The 22,185-nt window shown below is 66.7% G+C and carries 20 protein-coding genes and 1 pseudogene; 14 read left to right on the forward strand and 7 right to left on the reverse strand.

The genetic code is table 11. The features are described 5' to 3' along the window. Positions 1-142: 142 nt before the first annotated feature. Entirely contained in the window at positions 143-2,140 is a 1,998-nt protein-coding gene (locus QLQ85_RS11670) for a sigma-54-dependent Fis family transcriptional regulator (RefSeq protein WP_282739136.1), read from the forward strand. Positions 2,141-2,193: 53 nt separating this feature from the next. Here QLQ85_RS11670 and QLQ85_RS11675 read toward each other — a convergent pair whose 3' ends face one another. From QLQ85_RS11675 to QLQ85_RS11685, 3 genes are all read right to left on the reverse strand, one after another. Beyond that, positions 2,194-2,571, reverse strand: a complete 378-nt coding sequence (locus QLQ85_RS11675) for a group I truncated hemoglobin (RefSeq protein WP_282723881.1) — start codon at positions 2,569-2,571, stop codon at positions 2,194-2,196. A gap of 129 nt (positions 2,572-2,700) precedes the next feature. Further along, on the reverse strand, positions 2,701-3,276 hold the full coding sequence (locus QLQ85_RS11680; RefSeq protein WP_282739137.1) for a TetR/AcrR family transcriptional regulator: 576 nt from the start codon (positions 3,274-3,276) through the stop codon (positions 2,701-2,703). Positions 3,277-3,348: 72 nt separating this feature from the next. Beyond that, entirely contained in the window at positions 3,349-4,236 is an 888-nt protein-coding gene (locus QLQ85_RS11685) for a helix-turn-helix transcriptional regulator (RefSeq protein WP_282739138.1), read from the reverse strand. 106 nt (positions 4,237-4,342) lie between these two features. On the opposite strand from QLQ85_RS11685, the gene QLQ85_RS11690 reads away from it, so the two are divergent. Genes QLQ85_RS11690 through QLQ85_RS11700 form a run of 3 tightly spaced genes read left to right on the forward strand, consistent with a single transcriptional unit; the run spans position 4,343 to position 6,612 of the window. Next, positions 4,343-5,047 carry an ABC transporter permease gene (locus QLQ85_RS11690; RefSeq protein ID WP_282739139.1) on the forward strand — a complete coding sequence of 235 codons (705 nt, stop codon included), beginning with the start codon at positions 4,343-4,345 and terminating at the stop codon, positions 5,045-5,047. Then, positions 5,044-5,772, forward strand: coding sequence for an ATP-binding cassette domain-containing protein (locus QLQ85_RS11695; protein WP_282739140.1), 729 nt, complete (start codon positions 5,044-5,046; stop codon positions 5,770-5,772). Before QLQ85_RS11690 ends, QLQ85_RS11695 begins: the two co-directional genes overlap by 4 nt. 30 nt (positions 5,773-5,802) lie before the next feature. After that, positions 5,803-6,612 (forward strand): substrate-binding domain-containing protein, encoded by an 810-nt coding sequence (locus tag QLQ85_RS11700; RefSeq protein WP_282739141.1) that lies wholly within the window; start codon positions 5,803-5,805, stop codon positions 6,610-6,612. 49 nt (positions 6,613-6,661) lie between these two features. On the opposite strand, the gene QLQ85_RS11705 is transcribed toward QLQ85_RS11700, so the two are convergent. After that, a complete protein-coding gene (locus QLQ85_RS11705; RefSeq protein ID WP_282739142.1) occupies positions 6,662-7,459 on the reverse strand; it encodes an amidohydrolase family protein in 798 nt (265 codons plus the stop codon). Positions 7,460-7,619: 160 nt separating this feature from the next. On the opposite strand from QLQ85_RS11705, the gene QLQ85_RS11710 reads away from it, so the two are divergent. Genes QLQ85_RS11710 through QLQ85_RS11725 form a run of 4 tightly spaced genes read left to right on the forward strand, consistent with a single transcriptional unit; the run spans position 7,620 to position 11,394 of the window. Then, positions 7,620-8,378 (forward strand): GntR family transcriptional regulator, encoded by a 759-nt coding sequence (locus tag QLQ85_RS11710; RefSeq protein WP_282739143.1) that lies wholly within the window; start codon positions 7,620-7,622, stop codon positions 8,376-8,378. Between the two features lie 54 nt (positions 8,379-8,432). Next, a complete protein-coding gene (locus QLQ85_RS11715) occupies positions 8,433-9,395 on the forward strand; it encodes a Bug family tripartite tricarboxylate transporter substrate binding protein (RefSeq protein WP_282739144.1) in 963 nt (320 codons plus the stop codon). A gap of 30 nt (positions 9,396-9,425) precedes the next feature. Continuing rightward, positions 9,426-9,875, forward strand: a complete 450-nt coding sequence (locus QLQ85_RS11720; RefSeq protein ID WP_282739145.1) for a tripartite tricarboxylate transporter TctB family protein — start codon at positions 9,426-9,428, stop codon at positions 9,873-9,875. Between the two features lie 13 nt (positions 9,876-9,888). Then, positions 9,889-11,394 carry a tripartite tricarboxylate transporter permease gene (locus QLQ85_RS11725; protein WP_282739146.1) on the forward strand — a complete coding sequence of 502 codons (1,506 nt, stop codon included), beginning with the start codon at positions 9,889-9,891 and terminating at the stop codon, positions 11,392-11,394. Between the two features lie 5 nt (positions 11,395-11,399). Here QLQ85_RS11725 and QLQ85_RS11730 read toward each other — a convergent pair whose 3' ends face one another. Next, on the reverse strand, positions 11,400-12,359 hold the full coding sequence (locus QLQ85_RS11730) for a LysR family transcriptional regulator (RefSeq protein ID WP_282739147.1): 960 nt from the start codon (positions 12,357-12,359) through the stop codon (positions 11,400-11,402). Positions 12,360-12,473: 114 nt separating this feature from the next. Here QLQ85_RS11730 and QLQ85_RS22880 point away from each other — a divergent pair. The 6 genes and pseudogenes from QLQ85_RS22880 (at position 12,474) to QLQ85_RS11760 (ending at position 20,747) form a co-directional block, all read left to right on the forward strand. After that, a pseudogene (locus tag QLQ85_RS22880) lies at positions 12,474-13,420 on the forward strand (sodium-dependent bicarbonate transport family permease). Between the two features lie 219 nt (positions 13,421-13,639). Then, positions 13,640-14,809: an isovaleryl-CoA dehydrogenase gene (locus QLQ85_RS11740; RefSeq protein WP_282739148.1), complete on the forward strand. Its 1,170-nt coding sequence runs from the start codon at positions 13,640-13,642 to the stop codon at positions 14,807-14,809. Between the two features lie 151 nt (positions 14,810-14,960). Continuing rightward, positions 14,961-16,568, forward strand: coding sequence for a carboxyl transferase domain-containing protein (locus QLQ85_RS11745; protein WP_282739149.1), 1,608 nt, complete (start codon positions 14,961-14,963; stop codon positions 16,566-16,568). Between the two features lie 124 nt (positions 16,569-16,692). Continuing rightward, positions 16,693-17,535: an enoyl-CoA hydratase-related protein gene (locus QLQ85_RS11750; protein ID WP_282739150.1), complete on the forward strand. Its 843-nt coding sequence runs from the start codon at positions 16,693-16,695 to the stop codon at positions 17,533-17,535. Next, positions 17,532-19,598 carry an acetyl/propionyl/methylcrotonyl-CoA carboxylase subunit alpha gene (locus tag QLQ85_RS11755; RefSeq protein WP_282739151.1) on the forward strand — a complete coding sequence of 689 codons (2,067 nt, stop codon included), beginning with the start codon at positions 17,532-17,534 and terminating at the stop codon, positions 19,596-19,598. Before QLQ85_RS11750 ends, QLQ85_RS11755 begins: the two co-directional genes overlap by 4 nt. Before the next feature lie 249 nt (positions 19,599-19,847). Then, positions 19,848-20,747 (forward strand): hydroxymethylglutaryl-CoA lyase, encoded by a 900-nt coding sequence (locus QLQ85_RS11760; protein WP_282739152.1) that lies wholly within the window; start codon positions 19,848-19,850, stop codon positions 20,745-20,747. Positions 20,748-20,836: 89 nt separating this feature from the next. Here QLQ85_RS11760 and QLQ85_RS11765 read toward each other — a convergent pair whose 3' ends face one another. Then, positions 20,837-21,292 (reverse strand): hypothetical protein, encoded by a 456-nt coding sequence (locus QLQ85_RS11765; RefSeq protein WP_282739153.1) that lies wholly within the window; start codon positions 21,290-21,292, stop codon positions 20,837-20,839. A gap of 35 nt (positions 21,293-21,327) precedes the next feature. Further along, a complete protein-coding gene (locus tag QLQ85_RS11770) occupies positions 21,328-22,098 on the reverse strand; it encodes a hypothetical protein (RefSeq protein WP_282739154.1) in 771 nt (256 codons plus the stop codon). Between the last annotated feature and the right edge of the window lie 87 nt (positions 22,099-22,185).

Here is a 22,185-nt window from a genome sequence, read left to right on the forward strand (position 1 = left end):
GTGACACTCGGCGTGACAGCACGCTTTACACCGCTCGTTACACCTGTAACCGGGGGCGACGAAGGTCGTATCTCGGGGCGGGACCCCAGCCCTTACCTTGAAGAAATGACAACGACAAGACCGCGATCGGCAGAGACACGCCATGACCACCACCCTGAGCCAACGCCAGCATATCGAGACCATCCTCCAGTCGCTGGCCAGCCCCAGTGCCGAGGGCGAGGCGGCGATGATCGAGCGCTCCTGGCGGCGCTGCATTGACCGCTACGGCCTCGACCCGGCGCGCCCGACGCCGCCGCGCTACGTGCCCGGGGCCACCCTGCGCGAGCACCAGGACCAGGCCGATGCGCTGCTCCAGGTGGCACGGGCCGGGGTCGAGCAGCTCTACCGCCAGGTCGCCTCGCTGGGCTATGTGGTGTTGCTCACCGATGCCCGCGGCATCGCCGTGCAGTTTCTCGGCGCCAAGCGCGACCAGCGCGAGCATCAGCGCACCGGCCTCTACCTGGGCGCCGACTGGAGCGAATCCCGTGCCGGCACCTGCGCGGTGGGCACCTGCATCCATGAACGCAGCGCCCTCACCTGCCACCACAGCGACCACTTCAGCGCCCACCATATCCAACTGACCTGTACCGCGGCACCGGTCTTCGACCCCCACGGCCAGCTGCTGGCGGTGCTCGACATCTCCGCCTACCACTCGCCGGAGTCCAAGCACTCCCAGACCTTCGCCCTGCAGCTGGTCAAGTACACCGCCAAGATGATCGAGGACGCCTACTTCCTGCAGCGCTACGCCGATCATCCCATCGTCTGCCTGGACCGCTCGCGGGAGTTCGTGCAGATCAACCGCCGCTACCTGCTGGCCATGGAACCGGACGGCAGCCTGGTGGCGGCCAACACCGCCGGGCGCAAGTTGCTGCGCCACCACGAGCTCCCGCTGCCGGAGGCCGGCGAGGCACGCCCGTTCCGGGCCTGGAACATCCAGGACCTGCTCGACGCCGGGGTCGACGAGGTGCTGGCCATTCCCCAGCACAGCGACGACCGGGTGCGCGCCTTCCGCACCCACCGCCATCGCGAACTCCACTTCGCGACCCTAATCGAGCCGCCCCGGCGAGCCAGCGCGGTGACCGGCACCGGCGCGCGGCGCGACTCGAGCCTGGCGCCACTGGAGACCCTGGCCGACGACGACCCGGCGATGCGCGACACCCTCACCCGGGCCGCGCGACTGCGCAACGAGCCGATCAACATCCTGGTGATCGGCGAGACCGGCACCGGCAAGGAGCGCATGGCCCGCGCCCTGCACGAGTCGAGCCGACGCCGCGACAAGCCGTTCGTGGCCATCAACTGCGCGGCGATGCCCGAATCGCTGATCGAGAGCGAGCTGTTCGGCCATGAGCCGGGGAGTTTCACCGGTGCCCGCAGCAAGGGCATGAAGGGGTTGATCGCCCAGGCCGACGGCGGCACCCTCTTCCTCGACGAGATCGGCGACATGCCGCTACAGCTGCAGACCCGGCTGCTGCGGGTACTCGCCGAGCAGGAGGTGCTACCGATCGGCGCCAGCCGCCCCATCAAGGTGGACCTGCGGGTGGTGGCCGCCACCCACCGCGACCTGCGTGGGCTGATCGGTGAGGGGCGTTTTCGCGAGGACCTGTTCTACCGCCTCAACGGCGCCAGCCTGCGCCTGCCGCCGCTGCGCGAGCGGGCCGACAAGGGTTACCTGATCCGCCGCATCTTCGACGAGCTCAACCAGCAGCGCGACGCCCGGGTGCGCCTGCGCGGCGATGCCATGAGCGCCCTGCTCGCCTACCCCTGGCCCGGCAACATCCGCGAACTGCACAACGCCCTGCACTATGCCCTGGCCACCTGCGAGGGCGATGAAATCGTGGTGAACGACCTGCCCGAGGAGTGCACCCACGGCCAGCTGGCCCACCCCGGGGCCAGCCCCGGCCTGGCTGCCCAGGACACGACCGGCATGACGTCCGCGGCGGCTCGCCGAGGCCCCGAGCAGGACCTGCTCCATCGCTCGCTGTGTCGTCACCAGTGGAACATCAGTGCCGTGGCCCGCGAACTCGGGCTGTCGCGACCCACCATCTACCGGCGCATGAAGCGCATGGGCATCGTGCCGCCCAACCAGCAGCCACCGCAATGAGACCGCCCGGGGAGAGCCCCGAGCGGTCGAGAGGCCGGGCCGGCCAGGACGCCTCAGACGTGCATGATCTCCCCCTTCAGCGAGTAGGCGATGCCGAGCACCTCCTGACGCGTCTGGGGATCGATGCCATGCCGGTCGAGGACGCCCAGGATATCGTCGATGGCGGCCATGTACTCCGCCTCGTTGATATTCATGCCGCGATGCGCCTCGGGCATGCTGCGTCCCCGGTACTCCACGGGGCCGCCGCTCCCGGCGGCGAGGAAGTCTCGCAGGTGCCCCTTGACCACCTCCAGGTGATCGGGGTCCTCGCGATAGGGCAGGAAGCGCGCCCGGATCCGCGGGTTCTGCATATGGGACTCGACGATGTCGTCGACCAGCGAGGCGATGCCCCGCTCTCCGCCCAGGCGTTCGTAGAGGTTGGTACTTGTCATTCGACACCTCCCGGGTCGGCCGCATAGCCGACCCTCACCACTGGTGGTGGACGACCTCAAGCCGTCCGGAACAGACCAGTCGGTACAAGCGTCGCCCGACGACTAGCCGCTCGCGGCGCCCCGCGAGGCTCACTTCGTGGCGACCGAGAAGTAGAAGTCGAGCATGGCCCCGAGTGGGCCTGGGTCGCGGCGCAACCGGCTACGCAAGGCCGCGCCCTCCCAGCAGTCCACCAGCAGGTCCGCCATCTGGCGAGGATCGCTGTCCGGCGGCAGGTCACCCTGCTGCCGTGCCTCCTCCAGGCAGTCGGCGACCCGCTCGGCGATACCGGCGAAGCAGGTCTCGATCTTGCGCCGGAACGTCTCGCTGATCCCCGACAGCTCCTGGCCGACCCCGCCAAGCAGGCAGCCCAGGTAGCCTTCCTGGCGGTACTTCTCCTGCGACAGCTCGAAGAACCGTCGCACCCGCTCCAGGGGCGGTAGACTGGCGTTGCCCAGGCTCAGATCCAGCCCAAGGTGGACCTCCTCCATGTAGCGGTCGATGACCTGCAGGGCGAAATCCTCCTTGCTGCGGAAGTGATGATAGAAGGACCCCTTCGGCGTCCCCGTCGCCTCCAGCAGCGCCTGAATTCCCAGGTCGTTGTAGCCGTGCTCCAGCAGCATGGTGAGTCCCGCCTCGAGCAAGCGCTCCTTCGTCATATGCGTCATACGTCATCCCGTCAGACCGACCGGTCTAATCAGCAGTATCGCCCACAGGCGCGAGGCGTCAAGTCGCCCGCCTCAGGCGTTATAGACCACCTTCCCCTGCTCGCCGAGGTCATAGCCGCCGAGCGCCACCGCTCGTTCGGCGAAGCGCGGCTCGCGGGCGAAGGCCAGCAGGCGCTGCACCGGCGCCTCGAAATAGTCGCGCCGCCGCAGCAAGAGATCGAAGGGCTCCCAATGCAGTGGCAGGAAGTCGACACCCTGGCGGCGCGCCGCCGCCTCGACCCCGAGCCCCACGTCCGCCTCCCCCTGGCGGATCGCCAGAGCCAGGTCGTCCTCGCTCAGCGCCGGATGGGGGGCGAAGGTCAACGCCTGGAGGTTCATACCCTCCCGGGTCACCATGTGGCGCAGCAGCCGCTCCGCCCCGGCATCCGGCTGCCGGCGCGCCATCACCAGCCCCGGCCGGTCGAGATCGGCCAGGCCGGTGAGCCCTCGGGGGTTGCCCGGCGCGAGCAGCAGCCCCTGGCAGCGCCGCGCCCAACGCACCCCCACCAGGTCACGCATGCCGCCCAGGCCGAGACGCCGCGGGGCATTGTAGTCACCGCTCTCCGGGTCGATCAGGTGCACCGCGGCGAGCATCGTCTCGCCTTGCGCCAGGCGGCGCACTCCGTCGCCACTGCCGTGACAGAGCAGCGCCAGGTCGCAGCCGCTCTCGCGCACCGCCCACTCCAGCAGCGGATCCTGGCTACCGGCCAGCACCGGCGGCGCCGGTCGTCGACTGGCCTGGTCTCCCTCCAGATGGTGCATCAACCAGAGATCGAGGCTATGGCGCGGGAAGAGCAGCTTGCCGGTGACCCGGGTGCAGGGAATCACCCCCTGGGCGACCAGATCGTAGACCTTGCGCTCCTTGAGCCGAAGGTAGTCGGCCGCCTCGGCGGTCGTGAGGTAGGTGTAGGGTGTCGCCATCGGATCGTCTCTCGTCGTATCACTGCATTATCCTGCATGAATTTCAGCATAGGATGCATCGACGTCTTGCAATGCAGATGATGCAAGGAAGCCACGAGGGAGCACCATGCCGACCGCCGACAACGCCTTCGCCACCGCCCTGGGCCTGGTGCTGCACCTCGACCCGGCCCTGCGGGAGATCGTCGCCCTGTCGCTGCAGATCTCGCTGTCCGCGGTGGCCCTCGCCGCGCTCGTCGCCCTGCCACTGGGCGCCGCCCTGGCGCTGTGGCGCTTCCCGGGGCGCGGCGCGGTCGTGGTGGTGCTCAATGCCCTGATGGGGCTGCCGCCGGTGGTGGCGGGGCTCGCGGTCTACCTGCTGCTCTCCCGCGCCGGCCCGCTGGGGCAGTTCGGCCTGCTCTTCACGCCCAGCGCCATGGTGGTCGCCCAGGTCCTGCTGATCCTGCCGATCATCGCCGCCCTGACCCGCCAGCAGGTGGAGGAGCTGCACGCCGAGTACCGCGAGCAGCTGCAGTCGCTCGGGCTGTCACGGCTGCGCCGGATCCCCACCCTGCTGTGGGATGCCCGCTTCGGCCTGATGACGGTGATACTGGCCGGCTTCGGTCGCGCCAGTGCCGAGGTGGGCGCTGTGATGATCGTGGGCGGCAACATCGACGGCGTCACCCGGGTCATGACCACGGCGATCGTGCTGGAGACCAGCAAGGGCAACCTGCCGCTGGCCCTGGGGCTCGGCCTGGTGCTGCTCGCCCTGGTCACGCTGATCAACGGCGCCGCCTATCTGGTGGGCGAGACGGCCAGGAGGCGACTGGGATGACCCACGTGGCCCACCAGTTGCCCGAGGTGGCGATCCCCGCTCTGCGCTTCGAGGGTGCGAGCATGGTCCACCGCGGCCAGACGCTGCTCCAGCCGCTGAGCCTCACCCTCGACGGCTGCCGGCGCACCCTGGTGATGGGGCCCAACGGGGCCGGCAAGAGCCTGCTGATGCGCCTGGCCCACGGCCTGCTGCTCCCCAGCACCGGACGGGTGTACTGGGGGGGCAAGCCACCGCGCCAGGCGATGGTCTTCCAGCGCCCCGTACTGCTCAAGCGTTCCGCCCTGGACAATCTCACCTACGCCCTGGCCGTCGGCGGCACGCCGTGGCGGGCACGCAAGCCGCTGGCCCGCGAGGCACTGGCGCGCTTCGGCCTGGGGCCCCTGGAAAGACGCCCGGCACGGGTCCTCTCCGGCGGCGAGCAGCAACGCTTGGCCCTGGCCCGCGCCTGGCTGCTCGCCCCGGAGGTGCTGTTCCTCGACGAACCCACCGCCGCCCTGGACCCGGCCTCGATGCGCGCCGTGGAAGCGGCGGTCCTCGACTTCCATGCCCGGGGCACGCGCATCCTGATGACCACCCACGACCTGAACCAGGCGAAACGGCTGGCGGACGACGTCGTGCTGCTCCACGAGGGGCGCCTGATCGAACACAGCGACGCCGAGCGCTTCTTCACCACACCGGCCTCCCCGACCACCCGCGCCTTCATCGACGGCGACCTGGTCTGGTAGCGCGGATGACAACCACAGAAGGAAGACGAGATGCCGAAAACCGGACTCATCCTCGCCGCACTCGCCCTGATGGGGCCGTCGCTTAACGCCGCCGCCCAGAACATCGGCCATATCACCCTGGCCTCCACCACCTCCACCGAGAACTCGGGGCTCTTCGATGCCATCATCCCTGCGTTCACCGAGTCCACCGGCATCGCGGTGCGGGTGGTGGCGGTGGGCACCGGTCAGGCCTTCGAGATCGCCCGCCGCGGCGATGCCGACAGCCTGCTGGTGCACGACACCGAAGGCGAAACGCGCTTCGTCGCCGACGGCCATGGCACCGAACGCGCCGACGTCATGTATAACGACTACGTACTCGTCGGCCCGGACGGCGATCCGGCCGCCATCGCCGATGCGCAAACCGCAGCCGAAGCCTTCGCGCTGATCGCCGCCGCCGAGGCGCCCTTCGCCTCCCGCGGTGACGACAGCGGCACCCACCGTGCCGAACAGCGCCTCTGGGAAGCCGCAGGGATCGCCCCCGCTTCCCCCTGGTACCGCGAGCTCGGCAGCGGCATGGGCGCCACCCTCAACACCGCCGCCGCCATGGACGCCTACGCCATGACCGATCGCGCCACCTGGGTCGCCTTCGACAACCGCCAGGGGCTCGCGCTGCTGTTCGAGGGCGACGAGGCGCTGTTCAACCAGTACGGCAGCGTGCGGATCTCCCCCGAGCGCCACCCCCACCTCAAGCATGACCTCGCCGCGCAGTGGCACGAGTGGCTGCTCTCCGAGGCCGGCCAACAGGCCATCGCCGACTTCCGGGTCGACGGCGAGCAGCTGTTCTTTCCCAGCGCCGAATAACTTCGCGTCAGTGCCGCCTGGGGTGAGGATATCCTCGTCTGGCGGTCATTCAGCCGAGTCGGAACAGCTCCCGCGGGGCCTCCTCCAGGATGTACCGGCGATCGTCGGCATCGCTGACCCAGCCGGTCAGCCAGTCGAAGGTATCCCGGTAGGTGTGCCTGCCTTCATGGCGGGTCCAGGGCCAGTCGCTGCCCCATACCAGCCGCTCTCGGCCGAGATGCTCCAGCAATGCCCTTACATGCGACCTCAGGTCGTGCACCGGGGAGCGATAAGGGGCCGACAACTTGACCCAGGTGCGTCCGGCTCGTCCTGCCTCCAGCAGCAGACGAAAGCCGCCGTCGGCAAAGGGATTGGCCTCGACGGGTAGCCCTAGATGATCGATGACCAGCGTGACTCCGTGCTGGTGCAGCGCCGGAAAGAGTTCCGGGAGGCGGCTTCCCTCCAGGTGCAGCTCGAGGTGCCAGTTCAGTGCCTTGAGGCGATCCAGGAAGTCGATCCATCGGGAATCGTCCAGGTCGGGCAGCTCACAGCGCCGTTCGATGAGATTCCAGCGCACACCGACGATGCCGGCGGCATCCAGCTCACGCATCTCCGCCAGGCTTGTACCCTTGGGCAGTTGCACCACCCCCCTGTAGTGCTCATCGAGCTTGTCCAGGATCTCCAGCAGCTCGCAGTTATCGTCGCCCAGGAAACTAGGCTGCACGAGTACCCCGCCGCGGAGCCTGCGGTCATCCAGGTGACCCTGCCACTCGTCGAGCGGTGCCGGCCGCGACGGTCGGTAGTTGGACCCCTTGGCCTCATCCACCCGGGCGTAGACATGGGCATGGCAGTCGAATCCTCGCTTCACTCTCGTTTCCTCTCGGTCTGGTCACCGTGCAGGGACATGCCCCACCCGGCTTTCCGACTAGACTTAAGTCTAGTTCTCTAGAGAACTGCTTGACTAGAAGTATACACTGGTCTTTAGTGACAGCAACCAGACAGCGGAATCCCGCTTGGAGAACCCACATATGAGCGCACTGAACATGCCCCGTGCCGATGGACGACTCCCGCTGTACGCCCGGTTGCGCGATCAGTTGGCGTCCCGGATCGCCAATGGCGAGTGGTCACCCGGCGACATGATCCCGTCCGAGAACCGCCTCGCCGAGGAGTATGGCGTCGCGCTGGCCACCATGCGCATGGGGCTCAAGCAGCTCGTGGACGAAGGCTTGCTGGAACGCCGTCGCGGAACCGGCACCTTCGTCAAGCAACCGGCATTTCGCGCCGACCTGTTCCGCTTCTTCCACATTCACGATGTAGAAGATCCAGACGGCCCGGTGATTCCCGAAAGCCGAGTCCTCACACGCCAGGAAGTCGACTTGCCCCCCGAGGTCAAGCGAGCCTTCGGCGACGACGCTGGAGCACGCTGCCTCAAGTTGGAACGCGTGCGTCTCTGGGCCGGAGATCCCTTGCTATTCGAGGAGATCTACCTGCGCCTGCCCGATTTCGATGGACTGATGTCACTCGATCCCAAGGAGATGGGGCCCCTGCTCTATCCGGTATTCCTGCAGAAATTCGGAATCCTCATCTCGTCTGCGACGGATGAGCTTTCGTTCGGCACCACCACCTCGGCCAGCGCCAAACACCTGGCGCTACCTGCCGATTCACCGGTTGCCATCATCGAGCGTGTTGCACGCAACCCGGTGGGTCGTGTCATCGAGTATCGCCGCGTACACGGCCGCCCCGAGCGGTTCCGTTATCGCGTCACCCTCGGCGAACAACCCACCTGATGCGATTGCACAGTGCCCACATCCCCCGCTGATTCGAACCGACAGGTACAACAAATGAAAGCCACGCTGCTCTTCACCGCCGCCGCCATGTCATCCGCTGCCTTCACTCCCGTCATGGCAAGCGACTACCCCGACCGCCCCATCGAGATCATCGTGCCGGCGCCTGCCGGTGGCGGCACGGACAACGTCGCCCGGATGCTCAACCAGTACCTCGAGCAGGAGCTGGGCCAACCCGCCGCCGTGCTCAACGTCGCCGGTGGCGGTGGCGCCATCGGGGTCAACCAATTTGCTCGGTCGCGTCCCGATGGCTATACCCTGCTCTCCACCTGGAACAGCCCCATCACTACGGTGCCGCACATGCAGCGCGTGCAGTATTCCTACGAGACGCTGACTCCCATTATCAGCACCTCGCAGAGTGCCTATACCCTTTGCGTATCGCCTGATTTCCCGGCTGAAAACGCCGAGGAGTTTCTTGCCGAGCTTCAGGCTAACCCCGGCCAATACACCTATGGCAACGATGGCGTCGGCGGCACCATGCGCCTCGCTGCCGAGCGAATCTTCGACGCCTTCGACATCACCGCTCGCCCCATTCCCTTCGGCGGCGCCGGCGAAACCCTGCAGAACTTTCTCGGTGGCCACGTCGACATCTACGGCGGCTCTATCACGCCGGTGCTGCCCTATGTCGAGGACGGCCAGGCCAAGTGCCTGCTCGTGACCTCTGCCGATGATAACGAAGCCCTGCCCCAGGCATCCGGGCTCGCGGCCCTGGGCCACCCGGAGCTGGAGACCGTGCTCTGGCGCATGATGCTGGGCCCGGAAGGCATGGACGAAGAACGCACCGAGGTCATTGCCGACGCCGTGGCCCGTGCTGTGGAACAAACCGAGTTCCAGGACTTCCTCGCCGCCCAGGGCGAAACCCTCAACCTGGTACGTGGGGAAGAACTGCGCGAGCGGCTGCGCCTGGAGACGGAAGCCATTGGCGAAACCCTGGAAAGCCTCGGCCTCAAGCAACACTAACCTGTGCCTGCACAGGGAGCCATCATGTCCATGAATTACAGAGATCTCTTCTCTGGCATCGCCTTCCTCATCATCGGCACGACCACGGCCTGGATGGGGAAGGACTTCTTTGCCGACGCCGCCTACATCCCCATCGGGGCAGGAACCCTGATGGGGCTGTTCTCGCTTCCACTGATCTGGCGAAGTTCGCGGAGCCTCTTGGCCAGACGACCCAGCAGCCAGCCCGCCATGGCCCTGGTGGATCATTCGGGGCGCTTCTTGGCCACCCTGGGCTGCTGCCTGGTCTATTACGTGGCCCTGCCGACCGTAGGCTTCTATACCACCAGCGCCCTGTTCATCATTCTGCTGGCTCCGGTGCTGGGAGAGCGACGACCCGTGGTAGTGCTGGGCATCACCCTGGGTTTCATCACCCTGTTGTATGGCCTGTTTGCCGTAGTGCTCAAGCGTCCCTTGCCCGTCGAGTTCTTCCTCGCTTCGTAGAAAGGGTGTCCCAATGTTCGAATCACTGTTGAATGCGCTCCCAGTGGCGCTGCAGCTCGGGTCGCTGATCAGCCTGGTCGTTGGCACTCTGATCGGTATCCTGATTGGCGCCCTGCCGGGCCTCAACCCGGTCATGGCCATCGCACTAATGCTGCCGCTGACCTACGGCTTCGACCCCATCATCGCCCTGGGGCTGGTGGCCGGCATCTATAACGGCTCCATGTACGGTGGCTCCATACCGGCCATTCTGCTCAATATTCCAGGTACGCCGGCCGCCATCGCTACCACCTTCGATGGCTATCCGATGACACGCAAGGGGCAAGGTGGACTCGCCCTCAAGACTGCATGCTGGTCATCCGCCATCGGCGGTATCGTCAGCGCCCTGGCTCTGATGACGCTGGCACCCATGCTCGCCAAGGTGACCCTGGCCTTCGGTCCCTCGGAATATTTCTGGGTGGCCATCTTCGGCCTCGTCAGCATTGCCGTGCTGGTCGGCAAGGACATCAGCAAAGGCATGCTCAGCGCCCTGCTCGGCGTCGTCATCGGTCTCGTGGGCGTCGATGCCATCAGCGGCGAAGAGCGCTATACCTTCGGCACTCTCTACCTGGTGGGCGGCTTCGAGCTGCTCATCGTCCTGATCGGGCTTTATGCCGTTCCTCCTGTGCTGGAGATGGCGGAAAAGCGCAACGAATCCTACTTCAATGCCGACAGCTTTCGCGTCACGGCCAGTGACGGCATCCTTGGCCTGGTGCGGCGCTACTGGCGGACCTGGACCCGCTCATCCATGATCGGCGTCTGTGTGGGCATCCTGCCTGGTGCTGGCGGTAACCTTGCTGCACTGCTCAGCTACAACGAGGCCAAGCGAAAAGCCCCCGATCCCGAGACTTTCGGCACTGGCAACCCGATCGGCGTCGCCGCAGCCGAATCCGGCAATAGTGCCGACAATGCCTCGGCCATGATTCCCTCCCTGACGCTGGGCATTCCCGGCAACCTGATAGCTGCCCTGGTATTGGGTGCCCTGATGATTCACGGACTTCAGCCCGGGCCGCAGCTGTTCACCCGTTCGCCCGATGTGGTCTTCGGATTCATGTGGCAACTGCTGCTGACGGCCATGCTGCTCCTGCTGCTCGGTGGCATGGTCGCCACTCGACTGTTCGCTCAGATCCTGCGCATGCCCACCGCATTGCTGGTACCTACTACCATGGTGCTGATGGCCATAGGAATCTACACCGTGAACGGCAACGTGATGGATCTCTATGTCATGCTGGCCTTCGGCCTGGTCGGTTACCTGCTCAATCGTCTCGCCTTCCCGTTGGCGCCCGTGGTGCTAGGAGTACTGTTGGGCCCCATGGCCGAGCAGAACCTGCGCCTGTCCATGCTGATCTCCCAGAACGACTGGACGGTCCTGTTCACCCGCCCCATCTCCCTGGGCATCATCGCTCTCCTTGCGGCGGTCCTGCTTTCCCAGCTCTGGAAAACGCTGCGTGGTCGGCGCCAGTCGCAGGGTCAAGGTGCCTGAGACATCTACGAGAGGTCCCCCAGACGCCCCAGCATCTCCTCCAGCTCATTAGCCACGAAGCGCGGTTCCACGCACTCGTCGATATGCCCAGCGGCGAAGCGCAGGAAGCCCATGGCAGCATGGGGCAGGCGCCGATCGCGGCGCACGATGAACTGCCAGTGGCTCTCGATGGGCAGCCCCGCCACCGGCAGGATCACCAGGTCGGGGTGTTCCGGGGGCAGCACGTGTTCCGAGAGCACGGCGAGCCCCATGTTCGATGCCACGCCGACGCGGATCGCCTCGTTGCTGGCCATCTGCAGGGTCGGGCCGAGCGACAGCCCCTGCTCCTGCAGCCAGCTCTCGAACAGCATGCGGGTGGCGGAGCCCGGCTCGCGCAGCAGGAAGCGCTCCGTCAGCAACTCCTCCATGGCCACCCCCTCGTGCCCGGCGAGGCGATGGTCCTGGGGGGCCACCACCACCAGCGGGTTGTGCAGGAAGCGCCCGGCCACGGCGTGGGCCAGCGAGGGCGGATGACTGAACACGTAGAGGTCGTCGTCCTGGCGCTCGAAGCGGGTCAGCATCTGGCGGCGGTTGCCGATGTGCACGGTGACGTCGACCTCGGGAAAGGCGCGGCTGTAGGGACCGAGCAGCCGCGGCAGCACGTACTGGGCGGTATTGACCAGGGCGATGCTGAAACGACCGCGCTCGCCGCCGCGCAGTGCCACGAGATAGTCGTCGAAATCGGCGAAGCGCCCCAGCACCTCGCGGCTGGCCCGATAGAGCTCATGGCCCGCCTCGGTGGGCACCAGCCGCCCCTGACGGTTCGCCAGCAGCGGCTCGCCCACCGCCTCGCCCAGTCGCTTGAGCTGCTGGGAGACCGTCGGCTGGGTCAGGTGGAGCCGGCGGGCCGCCTCGCTCACCGAGCCACAGCGCACCACCGCCACATAGACCTGCAGCAGGCGGAAGGTCAGATGCCGGATGTTCATTGATGATCATCAATCCATAGCGATGCAAAGTGTTATTGGTATCAATATTCCATTATCCGCACAATCCGCAGCGTTTCCTGGTACTCCCCCGCCCCTGACCACACGAGACCCGTCATGCCCGATATCGTGGTGATGTTCTTCCTGCTCGGCCTGCTGGCCGGGCTGGTGAAGTCCGACCTGACCATCCCCAAGGCCGCCTACGACACCCTGAGCCTGCTGCTGATGCTGACCATCGGCCTCAAGGGCGGCATGGCGCTCTACGGCAACCTGGGCTGGTCCATCGTGCCGGAGCTGGCCGCGGTGGCGGCGCTGGGGGCCGTGATTCCGCTGGCCCTGATGCCGGTGCTGCGCCGACTGGTGCGCCTCTCGGCGGCCGACAGCGCGAGCCTCGCCGCCCACTACGGCTCGGTGAGCGCCGGTACCTTCGCCGTGGCCCTCGCCTACGCCGAGGNGAGGGCCACGGCCTGCCCATCGGCGCCGAGGTCACCCTCTATCTGGTGATGATGGAATTGCCGGCGATCATGGTGGCCATCGCCCTCTACCGCCGCTACCGGGGTGCCGAGGCCGCGGCCGCCATGCAGGGCCTGTGGCACGAGACCCTGACCAACCGCGGCGTCATCCTGCTCGCCGGCGGCGTGGTAATCGGCGCCATGTACGGCCCCATGGAGGGCGCCAACGTCACCGACCTGCTGACCGGCGCCTTCCATGCCGTGCTGGCGATCTTCCTGCTGGAGATGGGCCTGACCGCCGCCGAGACCCTGCGCCCCCTGCCCTGGCGCCTCTGGCGGCTGCTCACCTTCGCCCTGGTCGCCCCGCCGCTGCTCGCCCTGGCGGGGCTGGCGACGAGCCTGGCGCTGGGCCTGCCCACCGGGTCGCTGCTGATCCTCACGGCGCTGGCCGCCAGCGCCTCCTATATCGCCGCGCCCGCCGCCATGCGCACCGCTATCCCCGAGGCCAACATCGGCCTGGCGATGCTCGCCGCCCTGGGCCTGACCTTCCCGCTCAACGTGATCGTCGGCATCCCGCTCTACCACCAGTTGATCCAATGGCTGGCCGGCTGAAATGGAAACGGCGACCTCCCCGGTCGCCGTTCCCTTGTCTCACTGCCTTCCTGCGTCCGGACCTATACGACTTTCGTCACAGACGCCCAAGGCTGCACTTTACGTTAACGTAAACCTCGCCTAGTCTTGTGCCATCTGCCACGCTACAAGACGTGAGATCGCCGGTTGCGTCGCCTCCCATGGCGCCGGACGCATCCCCTGACAGGAACGGAGCCCACCATGTACAGCCCTTACAAGCCCCTCGACTTCGGCCTCGACGACGAGCTCAACATGCTGCGCGACCAGGTCAACGCCTTCGCCCGCGACGAGATCGCCCCGCGCGCCGCCGAGATCGACGAGAAGAACGAGTTCCCCAACGACCTGTGGCGAAAGTTCGGCGACATGGGCCTGCTCGGCATCACCGTGTCGGACGAGGACGGCGGCAGCGGCATGGGCTACCTGGCCCACTGCATCGCCATGGAGGAGATCTCCCGGGCCAGCGCCTCGGTGGGCCTCTCCTACGGCGCGCACTCCAACCTGTGCGTCAACCAGCTCAAGATCAACGCTTCGGCCTCCCAGAAGGCCCGGTACCTGCCCAAGCTGATCAGTGGCGAACATGTCGGCGCCTTGGCCATGTCCGAGCCGGGCGCCGGTTCCGACGTGGTCTCCATGAAGCTGCGGGCGCGCAAGGACGGCGACCACTACGTGCTCAACGGCAACAAGATGTGGATCACCAACGGCCCCGATGCCGACGTGCTGGTGGTCTACGCCAAGACCGACCCGGACGCCGGCTCCAAGGGCATCACCGCCTTCATCATCGAGAAGGGGTTCAAGGGCTTCTCCACCGCCCAGAAGCTCGACAAGCTCGGCATGCGCGGCTCCAACACCTGCGAGCTGGTGTTCCAGGACTGCGAGGTGCCGGCCGAGAACGTGCTCGGCGAGGTGAACCGTGGCGCCAAGGTGCTGATGAGCGGGCTGGACTTCGAGCGCACCGTGCTCGCCGCCGGCCCCATCGGCATCATGCAGGCGGCACTGGACGTGGTGGTGCCCTATGTCCACGAGCGCAAGCAGTTCGACACCCCCATCGGCGAGTTCCAACTGGTGCAGGGCAAGATCGCCGACATGTACACCACCCTGAACGCCTGCCGCGCCTACCTCTACGCGGTGGCCGCCGGCTGCGACCGCGGCCAGACCTCGCGCAAGGACGCCGCCGGGGTGATCCTCTTCTGCTCCGAGAAGGCCACCCAGGTGGCGCTCGACGCCATCCAGCTGCTCGGCGGCAACGGCTACATCAACGAGTACCCTACCGGGCGGCTGCTGCGCGACGCCAAGCTCTACGAGATCGGCGCCGGCACCAGCGAGATCCGGCGGATGTTGATCGGCCGCGAGATCTTCAACGAATCTGCGTAAGAATGGCTGCGCTCACTCATACTGCGTTAAAAATTGACTCAAGATGCTCATTTACAACAGTAAACTCCGCTCTTTCGTCAATTTTTGCCTTGTCTGAGTATCGCTCGCTCATTCTACGAACTTTTAAGTGAAGTGCCGTCGGAGCCAAGCAATGGCCATTCTGAATACGCAAATCAATCCGCGCAGCGAGGGCTTCCAGGCCAACGAGGCGTCGATGCGCCACGAGGTCATGAAGCTGCGCGAGCTGACCGCCGCGATCAGCCAGGGCGGCGGCGAGAAGGCCCGCGCCCGCCACGAGTCGCGCGGCAAGCTGTTCGTGCGCGACCGCATCGACCACCTGCTCGACGAGGGCTCGCCCTTCCTGGAGTTCTCGGCGCTGGCCGCCCATGAGGTCTACGACGATGCGGTGCCCGCCGCCAGCATCGTCACCGGCATCGGCCGCGTCTCGGGCGTGGAGTGCGTCATCGTCGCCAACGACGCCACCGTCAAGGGCGGCACCTACTACCCGCTCACCGTGAAGAAGCACCTGCGCGCCCAGGAGATCGCCCGCAAGCACCGCCTGCCCTGCCTCTACCTGGTCGACTCCGGCGGCGCCTTCCTGCCCCGCCAGGACGAGGTGTTCCCCGACCGCGACCACTTCGGGCGCATCTTCTACAACCAGGCCACCCTCTCCGCCGAGGGCATCCCGCAGATCGCCGTGGTGATGGGCTCCTGCACCGCCGGCGGCGCCTATGTGCCGGCCATGGCCGACGAGTCGATCATCGTCAAGCAGCAGGGCACCATCTTCCTCGGCGGCCCGCCGCTGGTGAAGGCCGCCACCGGCGAATCGATCAGCGCCGAGGACCTGGGCGGCGCCGACGTGCACGCCAAGAAGAGCGGCGTGGCCGACCACTACGCCGAGAACGACGCCCACGCCCTGCAGCTGGCGCGCGGCTGCGTGTCGCGGCTCAACTGGCAGAAGCGCGGCCGGCTCGCCATGCAGGCCCCCAAACCGCCGCGGCTGGACCCTAGCGAGCTCTACGGAATCGTCGGCACCGACCTCAAGAAGCCCTATGACGTGCGCGAGGTGATCGGGCGCATCGTCGACGACTCCGACTTCGACGAGTTCAAGCGCTACTACGGCGACACCCTGGTCACCGGCTTCGCCCACATCCACGGCTTCCCGGTGGGCATCGTCGCCAACAACGGCGTGCTGTTCTCCGAGTCCGCGGTCAAGGGCGCGCACTTCATCGAGCTCTGCGCCCAGCGCAAGATCCCGCTGATCTTCCTGCAGAACATCACCGGTTTCATGGTCGGCTCGAAGTACGAGCACGAGGGCATCGCCAAGCACGGCGCCAAGCTGGTCACCGCGGTGGCCTGCGCCCGGGTGCCCAAGTTCACCGTGCTGATCGGCGGCAGCTTCGGCGCCGGCAACTACGGCATGTGCGGCCGCGCCTATGAGCCCAACCTGCTGTTTATGTGGCCCAACGCGCGCATCTCGGTGATGGGTGGCGAGCAGGCCGCCGGCGTGCTGGCCCAGGTCAAGCGCGAGCAGATCGAGCGCGAGGGCCGCGAGTGGTCGAAGGAAGAGGAAGAGGCCTTCAAGCAGCCGACCCGCGAGCAGTACGATCACCAGGGCCACCCCTACTACGCCAGCGCCCGGTTGTGGGACGACGGCGTGATCGACCCGGCCCAGACCCGCGACGTGCTGGGGCTCTCGCTCGCTGCGGCGATGAACGCCGAAGTTCAAGAGACCAAGTTTGGTGTCTTCCGGATGTAGGCAACGCCCCTGTAGGAGCGCAGATTTTCTGCGCGAATGGCGCCGCCAGGCGCCCCGTCCTTCCCAGGATGGCCTTCGCCCGACAACGCTGGGCGCCTAGCTGGACAGCGCAGAGAGAACCGTTATGTCAGAGACAACTTACTCAAGCCTGGAAATCGACGCCCGCGGCGTCGCCCGGCTGACGCTGAACCGCCCCGAGGTGCACAACGCCTTCGACGACAGCCTGATCAGTGAGCTCAACGCCCACCTCGATCGCCTGCACGCCGCCGCCGGCCGCGGCGAGGTGCGCGTGGTGGTGCTGGGCTCCGCGGGCAAGAGCTTCTCCGCCGGGGCCGACCTGGGCTGGATGAAGCGCATGGTGGAATACGACGTCGACGGCAACCTGGCCGACTCGCGCAAGTTATCCCAGCTGATGCACGGCCTGGACACCCTGCCCTGCCCCACCGTGTGTCGCGTGCAGGGGGCCGCCTTCGGCGGCGCCGTGGGCCTGGCCGCCTGCTGCGACATCGTGATCGCCTCCGAGATGGCCAGGTTCTGCCTCTCCGAGGTGAAGATCGGCCTGTCGCCGGCGGTGATCAGCCCCTATGTGCAGCGCACCCTCGGCCCCCGCCAGATGCGCCGCTACGCGCTTTCCGCCGAGGTGCTCGACGCTGCGACCGGCCTCGGGCTGGGCCTGGTCCACCAGGTGGTCGGCCACGACGACCTGGACGACGAGGTCGAGACCATGATCGAGACGCTGTTGGCCGGCTCGCCCCAGGCCCAGCGCGCCACCAAGGCGCTGCTCGCCGAGGTCGCCCGCGAGCCCGATGCCGATGCCACCCGCGAGCGCACCTGCCGGGTGATCGCTGAACTGCGCGTCAGCCGGGAGGGCCAGGAGGGCCTGGCCAGCTTCTTCGAGAAGCGCCGCCCCGCCTGGGCCCCTGACCAGAACGCCCCCGACAAGCCTGCCTCGGAGCCCAACTCATGACCAAGTTCGATACCCTGCTGGTCGCCAACCGCGGCGAGATCGCCTGCCGGGTGATGCGCACGGCGCGCGCCATGGGCCTGCGTACCATCGCCGTCTACTCCGACGCCGACGCCAATGCCCGCCACGTGCGTGAGGCCGACGAGGCCGTGCGCCTGGGCCCCGCCGCGGCTCGCGAGAGCTACCTGAACGTCGCGGCGGTGATCGAGGCCGCCCAGCGCACCGGCGCCGGCGCCATCCACCCCGGCTACGGCTTCCTCTCCGAGAACGGCGCCTTCGTCGAGGCCCTCGACCAGGCCGGCATCGTCTTCGTCGGCCCGCCCGCCTCGGCCATCGCCGCCATGGGCGACAAGTCCGCCGCCAAGGCGCGCATGGCCCACGCCGGCGTGCCGCTGGTGCCCGGTTACCACGGTGACGACCAGGACGACGCCCTGCTCAAGGCCGAGGCCGACAAGATCGGCTACCCGGTACTGCTCAAGGCCAGTGCCGGCGGCGGCGGCAAGGGCATGCGCGTGGTGGAGTCCAACGCCGGCTTCCAGGCCGCCCTCGACGGCTGCCGCCGCGAATCCCAGGCCGCCTTCGGCGACCAGCGCATGCTGATCGAGAAGTACCTGACCCAGCCGCGCCACGTCGAGGTCCAGGTGTTCTGCGATGCTCATGGCAACGGCGTCTACCTGTTCGAGCGCGACTGCAGCGTGCAGCGCCGTCACCAGAAGGTGCTCGAAGAGGCCCCCGCCCCCGGCATGACCGCCGAGCTGCGCCGCGACATGGGCGAGGCCGCGGTACGCGCCGCCCAGGAGATCGGCTACGTGGGCGCCGGCACCGTCGAATTCCTGCTGGACTTTTCATCAAGCTCTTCACAAGAGCGGGACGGCGCGTTTTTCTTCATGGAGATGAACACCCGCCTGCAGGTGGAGCACCCGGTCACCGAGATGATCACCGGCCAGGACCTGGTCGAGTGGCAGCTGCGCGTGGCCATGGGCGAACCGCTGCCGCTGGCCCAGGACGAGCTGACCATCACCGGCCACAGCTTCGAGGCGCGGCTCTACGCCGAGGACCCCGAGCAGGACTTCCTGCCCGCCACCGGCACCCTGACCCGCTTCGCCATGGATCTGGAGGGCGCCGGGCTAGATCCCCAGCGTGTACGCCTGGACAGCGGCGTGGAGAGCGGCGATGTGGTCTCGATGCACTACGACCCGATGCTCGCCAAGCTGATCGTGCATGGTAGCGACCGCGACCAGGCACTGGCCACCCTCAACCGGGCCCTGGCCGCGCTGGACGTGCAGGGCGTGGTCACCAACCGCGCCTTCCTGCAGCGGCTGGCGACGCATCCCGGTTTCAAGAACGCCGAACTGGATACGCGCTTTATCGAGCGCCACGAGGCGACCCTGTTCGCGCCACGCCGGTACAGCATCGAGGAGTACGCCGGCGCCGCATTGATCGGCCTGAACCAGCTCGCCCGCGAGTGCGAGAGCGACTCCCCCTGGGACCGCCACGACGGCTTCCGCCTGAATGCCCCGCACACCATCCGCATCGCCCTGTGCGATCCGGCGCATGCCCAGGATCCCGACGATTCCGAGGCCGTGGTGGTGGTCGAGGGCCGGCGCGAGCGCGGCACCGATACCACCTGGCACCTGGCCATCGGCGGCGACACCCTCACCGCCAGCTTGCAGCACCTGGAAGGCGACGCCGTGGCGGTCACGCTCAACGGCCACCGCCGCCGCCTGCAGGCGCGTCGCGACGGCCATGTGGTGGTGATGGTCGACCCGCGCGGCGAAGCCCGGCTGTTCTGGCGCCGCATCGACGCCATCGACCACGGCCACCACGAGGCCGAATCGACCCTCACCGCACCCATGCACGGCACCGTGGTGGCGCTGCTGGTGGAGCCCGGCCAACGGGTCGAGAAAGGCATGCCGCTGATGGTCATGGAAGCCATGAAGATGGAGCACACCATGACCGCCCCCGCCGACGGCCACGTGGAAAACTTCCATTTCCAGGGTGGCGATACCGTCGGCCAAGGCGACGTACTGCTCGAATTCGCCGCCGACGAGTCACCACAAGCTTGACGAGGCCCCTGTAGGAGCCCGATTTATCGGGCGAATGGGCGCCGCAGGCGCCCTCTGGTACATCCACGGCGCCGTGCAGCCTGCGGGTCAGACCCCGGCGGAGGCAGCACCGCTCGGACAAGACACAACCACAGGCTGGCGCCTCGGCTGGGGTCTGACCCAAGAAGGCGGGTAACGCCTACCGACCCAAGGAGTCTGCCCCCAAAGCGGGACACCCCAGCCGAGCGAAAACAGGATTGGAGAACACCAATGGCCTTCCCCCAACACATACGCCTGGTCGAGGTCGGCCCCCGCGACGGGCTGCAGAACGAGCCCGACCCGATCGCCACCAGCACCAAGCTCGAACTGATCGACCGCCTGGGCGCGGCCGGCATCCGCTACATCGAGGCGGCCAGCTTCGTCTCCCCCAAGTGGGTGCCGCAGATGGCCGACCACCGCGAGGTGATGCAGAACCTCGCCCGCCGCGACGGCGTGGTCTATGCGGCGCTCACCCCCAACCTCAAGGGGCTGGAGGCCGCACTGGAATGCGGCGTGGAGGAAGTGGCGGTGTTCGGCGCCGCCTCCGAGGCCTTCTCGCAGAAGAACATCAACTGCTCGGTGGCCGAATCGCTGGAGCGCTTCGCCCCGGTACTGGAGCGGGCCAAGCAGGCCAACGTGCGCGTACGCGGCTACGTCTCCTGCGTGCTCGGCTGCCCCTACGAGGGCGAGATCGCCCCCGCCAAGGTCGCCGAGGTCTCCAAGGCCCTGTATGAGATGGGCTGCTACGAGGTCTCCCTCGGCGACACCATCGGCACCGGCACACCGCTTGCCGCCAAACGCATGCTCGAAGCGGTGGCACGCGACATCCCCATGGGGAAGCTCGCCGCCCACTTCCACGATACCTACGGCCAGGCGCTGGCCAACCTCTACGCCGTGCTGGAAGAAGGCATCGCGGTGGTCGACAGTTCCGTGGCCGGCCTCGGTGGCTGCCCCTATGCCAAGGGCGCCTCCGGCAACGTCGCCAGCGAGGACGTGGTCTACCTGCTCAACGGCCTCGGCATCGAGACCGGCATCGACCTCGAGGCGCTCGCCGCCACCGGCACCTGGATCACCCAGACCATCAAGCGGCCGAACCGCTCCAAGGTTGGCGTCGCCCTCGCCGCCAAGTAACCGTACCCCAGAACGCAAAGCCCCCGAGCCAGGAGACTGACTCGGGGGCTTTGGAATTATCGAGATTAAAGCGTAGGTGACTTAACGCCTCAATCAGCCGACCCATCAGCGGACGGATGCATCGAGGTGCTAGGCATATTGACCGCAATAAACCATTTTGGGTGCATATTCTCGAAGTCTGTTCTGATGTTGGACGGCAAATAGCTGGCCGAGTCAAGCACTAGAGGCCGGCCATCTACTCTTTCGAAAACGACCCAGTGCCAAAAACCCTTACCGTCTTCCTGGTAGTGCTTGATCGATAGCAGCGCCAGATCGGGCAGTGTACTCCATGATTCAAAAGGAATCTCATCGGCAGACGTCTCGACTCCGGCATGAGACAACATCTTCCATACATACTGGGTATCAGACCAAAGCGATTCATCTTCAGCATGGACACCCATCGCATTTGCTGTACCCTTCATTTCCGAGTAGGTCTTACCCAGAATATTGGCAACTGACGAAATTCCGCATCCTGTGGTTTCTTCCTGTATTACGGGCTTCAGCACCGTCTACTCCTTTATATATAACGTATAACGTACTATTACATCGTGGACTGAGGCGCGATCGAGACGGCCTGGTTCAGACGTTGCTCGCAATCATCTAGCACCTCCGGGCCCGTGATCGGCTCGCTTAACCCACAGCGATCGGTTTCGACAAGCCCCTCGTCACTCAGCATGATGGCGCGCACATTCGCCCGCCGTCCATCGGGCACCAATAGCTGCATGCGCCCACCGATCAGCGAGGGCCTCGACAGATCCATCTCCGGGGAGCCATAGACATGATTGGAAAAGCCGCCCAGCGAGGCGATCTCCACCAGGCGCTCACCACGGCGCCGGTAGACCCTCAGCACGCCACCAATGTGTGGTGTCGTCACCGCGGCTATCTCCGCCTCCCCGTTTCCGCTCAGGTCGGCGACGCCGACCGGGTTGAGCCAACGGTTCGGCATACCGATCGGGGCCGACTGCGCCACTATCTCCAGCCGATTTCCACCGAGGCCGACCAGCGCCAGCCGCGACCCGCTGTCCAGCGAACTGACGATAACCAGCAATTCCGTCGGCACCTGACCCGTCACTTGCACGAGGCGCGGCGCAAGGTCTTCGAACACCTCGTCTATGGGCAAGCCCAGCACCACTTCTCGCCCAGCGTCGGTGGTCGCCACCAAACGCGCATATTCATGCGGCCGACCAAGGGCATAATGCCCGTACCGATCGACCGGCTCGGCATAGCTGGCAGCGATGATCTGCTCCGCACGAGCGGAAGGCGCCATCAACACGATCAGGGCACACAGTGAGAGAGCGTAACGTATCACCATCCTGATCCCTTGAGGCTGTTCAACGCTTGCAGCATGCGCTCTTGGAATGGAGCCGAAGTCGCAATGGAAAGGGCGTCGCCGTGCCTG

Source organism: Halomonas kalidii (assembly GCF_030010475.1).
Lineage (GTDB): Bacteria > Pseudomonadota > Gammaproteobacteria > Pseudomonadales > Halomonadaceae > Halomonas > Halomonas heilongjiangensis.

Excerpts from the sequence above, each read along its gene's own strand:
- QLQ85_RS11670 (WP_282739136.1), top strand. The coding sequence starts at position 143 with ATGACCACCACCCTGAGCCAACGCCAGCATATCGAGACCATCCTCCAG.
- QLQ85_RS11675 (WP_282723881.1), bottom strand. The coding sequence starts at position 2,571 with ATGACAAGTACCAACCTCTACGAACGCCTGGGCGGAGAGCGGGGCATC.
- QLQ85_RS11680 (WP_282739137.1), bottom strand. The coding sequence starts at position 3,276 with ATGACGCATATGACGAAGGAGCGCTTGCTCGAGGCGGGACTCACCATG.
- QLQ85_RS11685 (WP_282739138.1), bottom strand. The coding sequence starts at position 4,236 with ATGGCGACACCCTACACCTACCTCACGACCGCCGAGGCGGCCGACTAC.
- QLQ85_RS11690 (WP_282739139.1), top strand. The coding sequence starts at position 4,343 with ATGCCGACCGCCGACAACGCCTTCGCCACCGCCCTGGGCCTGGTGCTG.
- QLQ85_RS11695 (WP_282739140.1), top strand. The coding sequence starts at position 5,044 with ATGACCCACGTGGCCCACCAGTTGCCCGAGGTGGCGATCCCCGCTCTG.
- QLQ85_RS11700 (WP_282739141.1), top strand. The coding sequence starts at position 5,803 with ATGCCGAAAACCGGACTCATCCTCGCCGCACTCGCCCTGATGGGGCCG.
- QLQ85_RS11710 (WP_282739143.1), top strand. The coding sequence starts at position 7,620 with ATGAGCGCACTGAACATGCCCCGTGCCGATGGACGACTCCCGCTGTAC.
- QLQ85_RS11715 (WP_282739144.1), top strand. The coding sequence starts at position 8,433 with ATGAAAGCCACGCTGCTCTTCACCGCCGCCGCCATGTCATCCGCTGCC.
- QLQ85_RS11720 (WP_282739145.1), top strand. The coding sequence starts at position 9,426 with ATGAATTACAGAGATCTCTTCTCTGGCATCGCCTTCCTCATCATCGGC.
- QLQ85_RS11725 (WP_282739146.1), top strand. The coding sequence starts at position 9,889 with ATGTTCGAATCACTGTTGAATGCGCTCCCAGTGGCGCTGCAGCTCGGG.
- QLQ85_RS11730 (WP_282739147.1), bottom strand. The coding sequence starts at position 12,359 with ATGAACATCCGGCATCTGACCTTCCGCCTGCTGCAGGTCTATGTGGCG.
- QLQ85_RS11740 (WP_282739148.1), top strand. The coding sequence starts at position 13,640 with ATGTACAGCCCTTACAAGCCCCTCGACTTCGGCCTCGACGACGAGCTC.
- QLQ85_RS11745 (WP_282739149.1), top strand. The coding sequence starts at position 14,961 with ATGGCCATTCTGAATACGCAAATCAATCCGCGCAGCGAGGGCTTCCAG.
- QLQ85_RS11750 (WP_282739150.1), top strand. The coding sequence starts at position 16,693 with ATGTCAGAGACAACTTACTCAAGCCTGGAAATCGACGCCCGCGGCGTC.
- QLQ85_RS11755 (WP_282739151.1), top strand. The coding sequence starts at position 17,532 with ATGACCAAGTTCGATACCCTGCTGGTCGCCAACCGCGGCGAGATCGCC.
- QLQ85_RS11760 (WP_282739152.1), top strand. The coding sequence starts at position 19,848 with ATGGCCTTCCCCCAACACATACGCCTGGTCGAGGTCGGCCCCCGCGAC.
- QLQ85_RS11770 (WP_282739154.1), bottom strand. The coding sequence starts at position 22,098 with ATGGTGATACGTTACGCTCTCTCACTGTGTGCCCTGATCGTGTTGATG.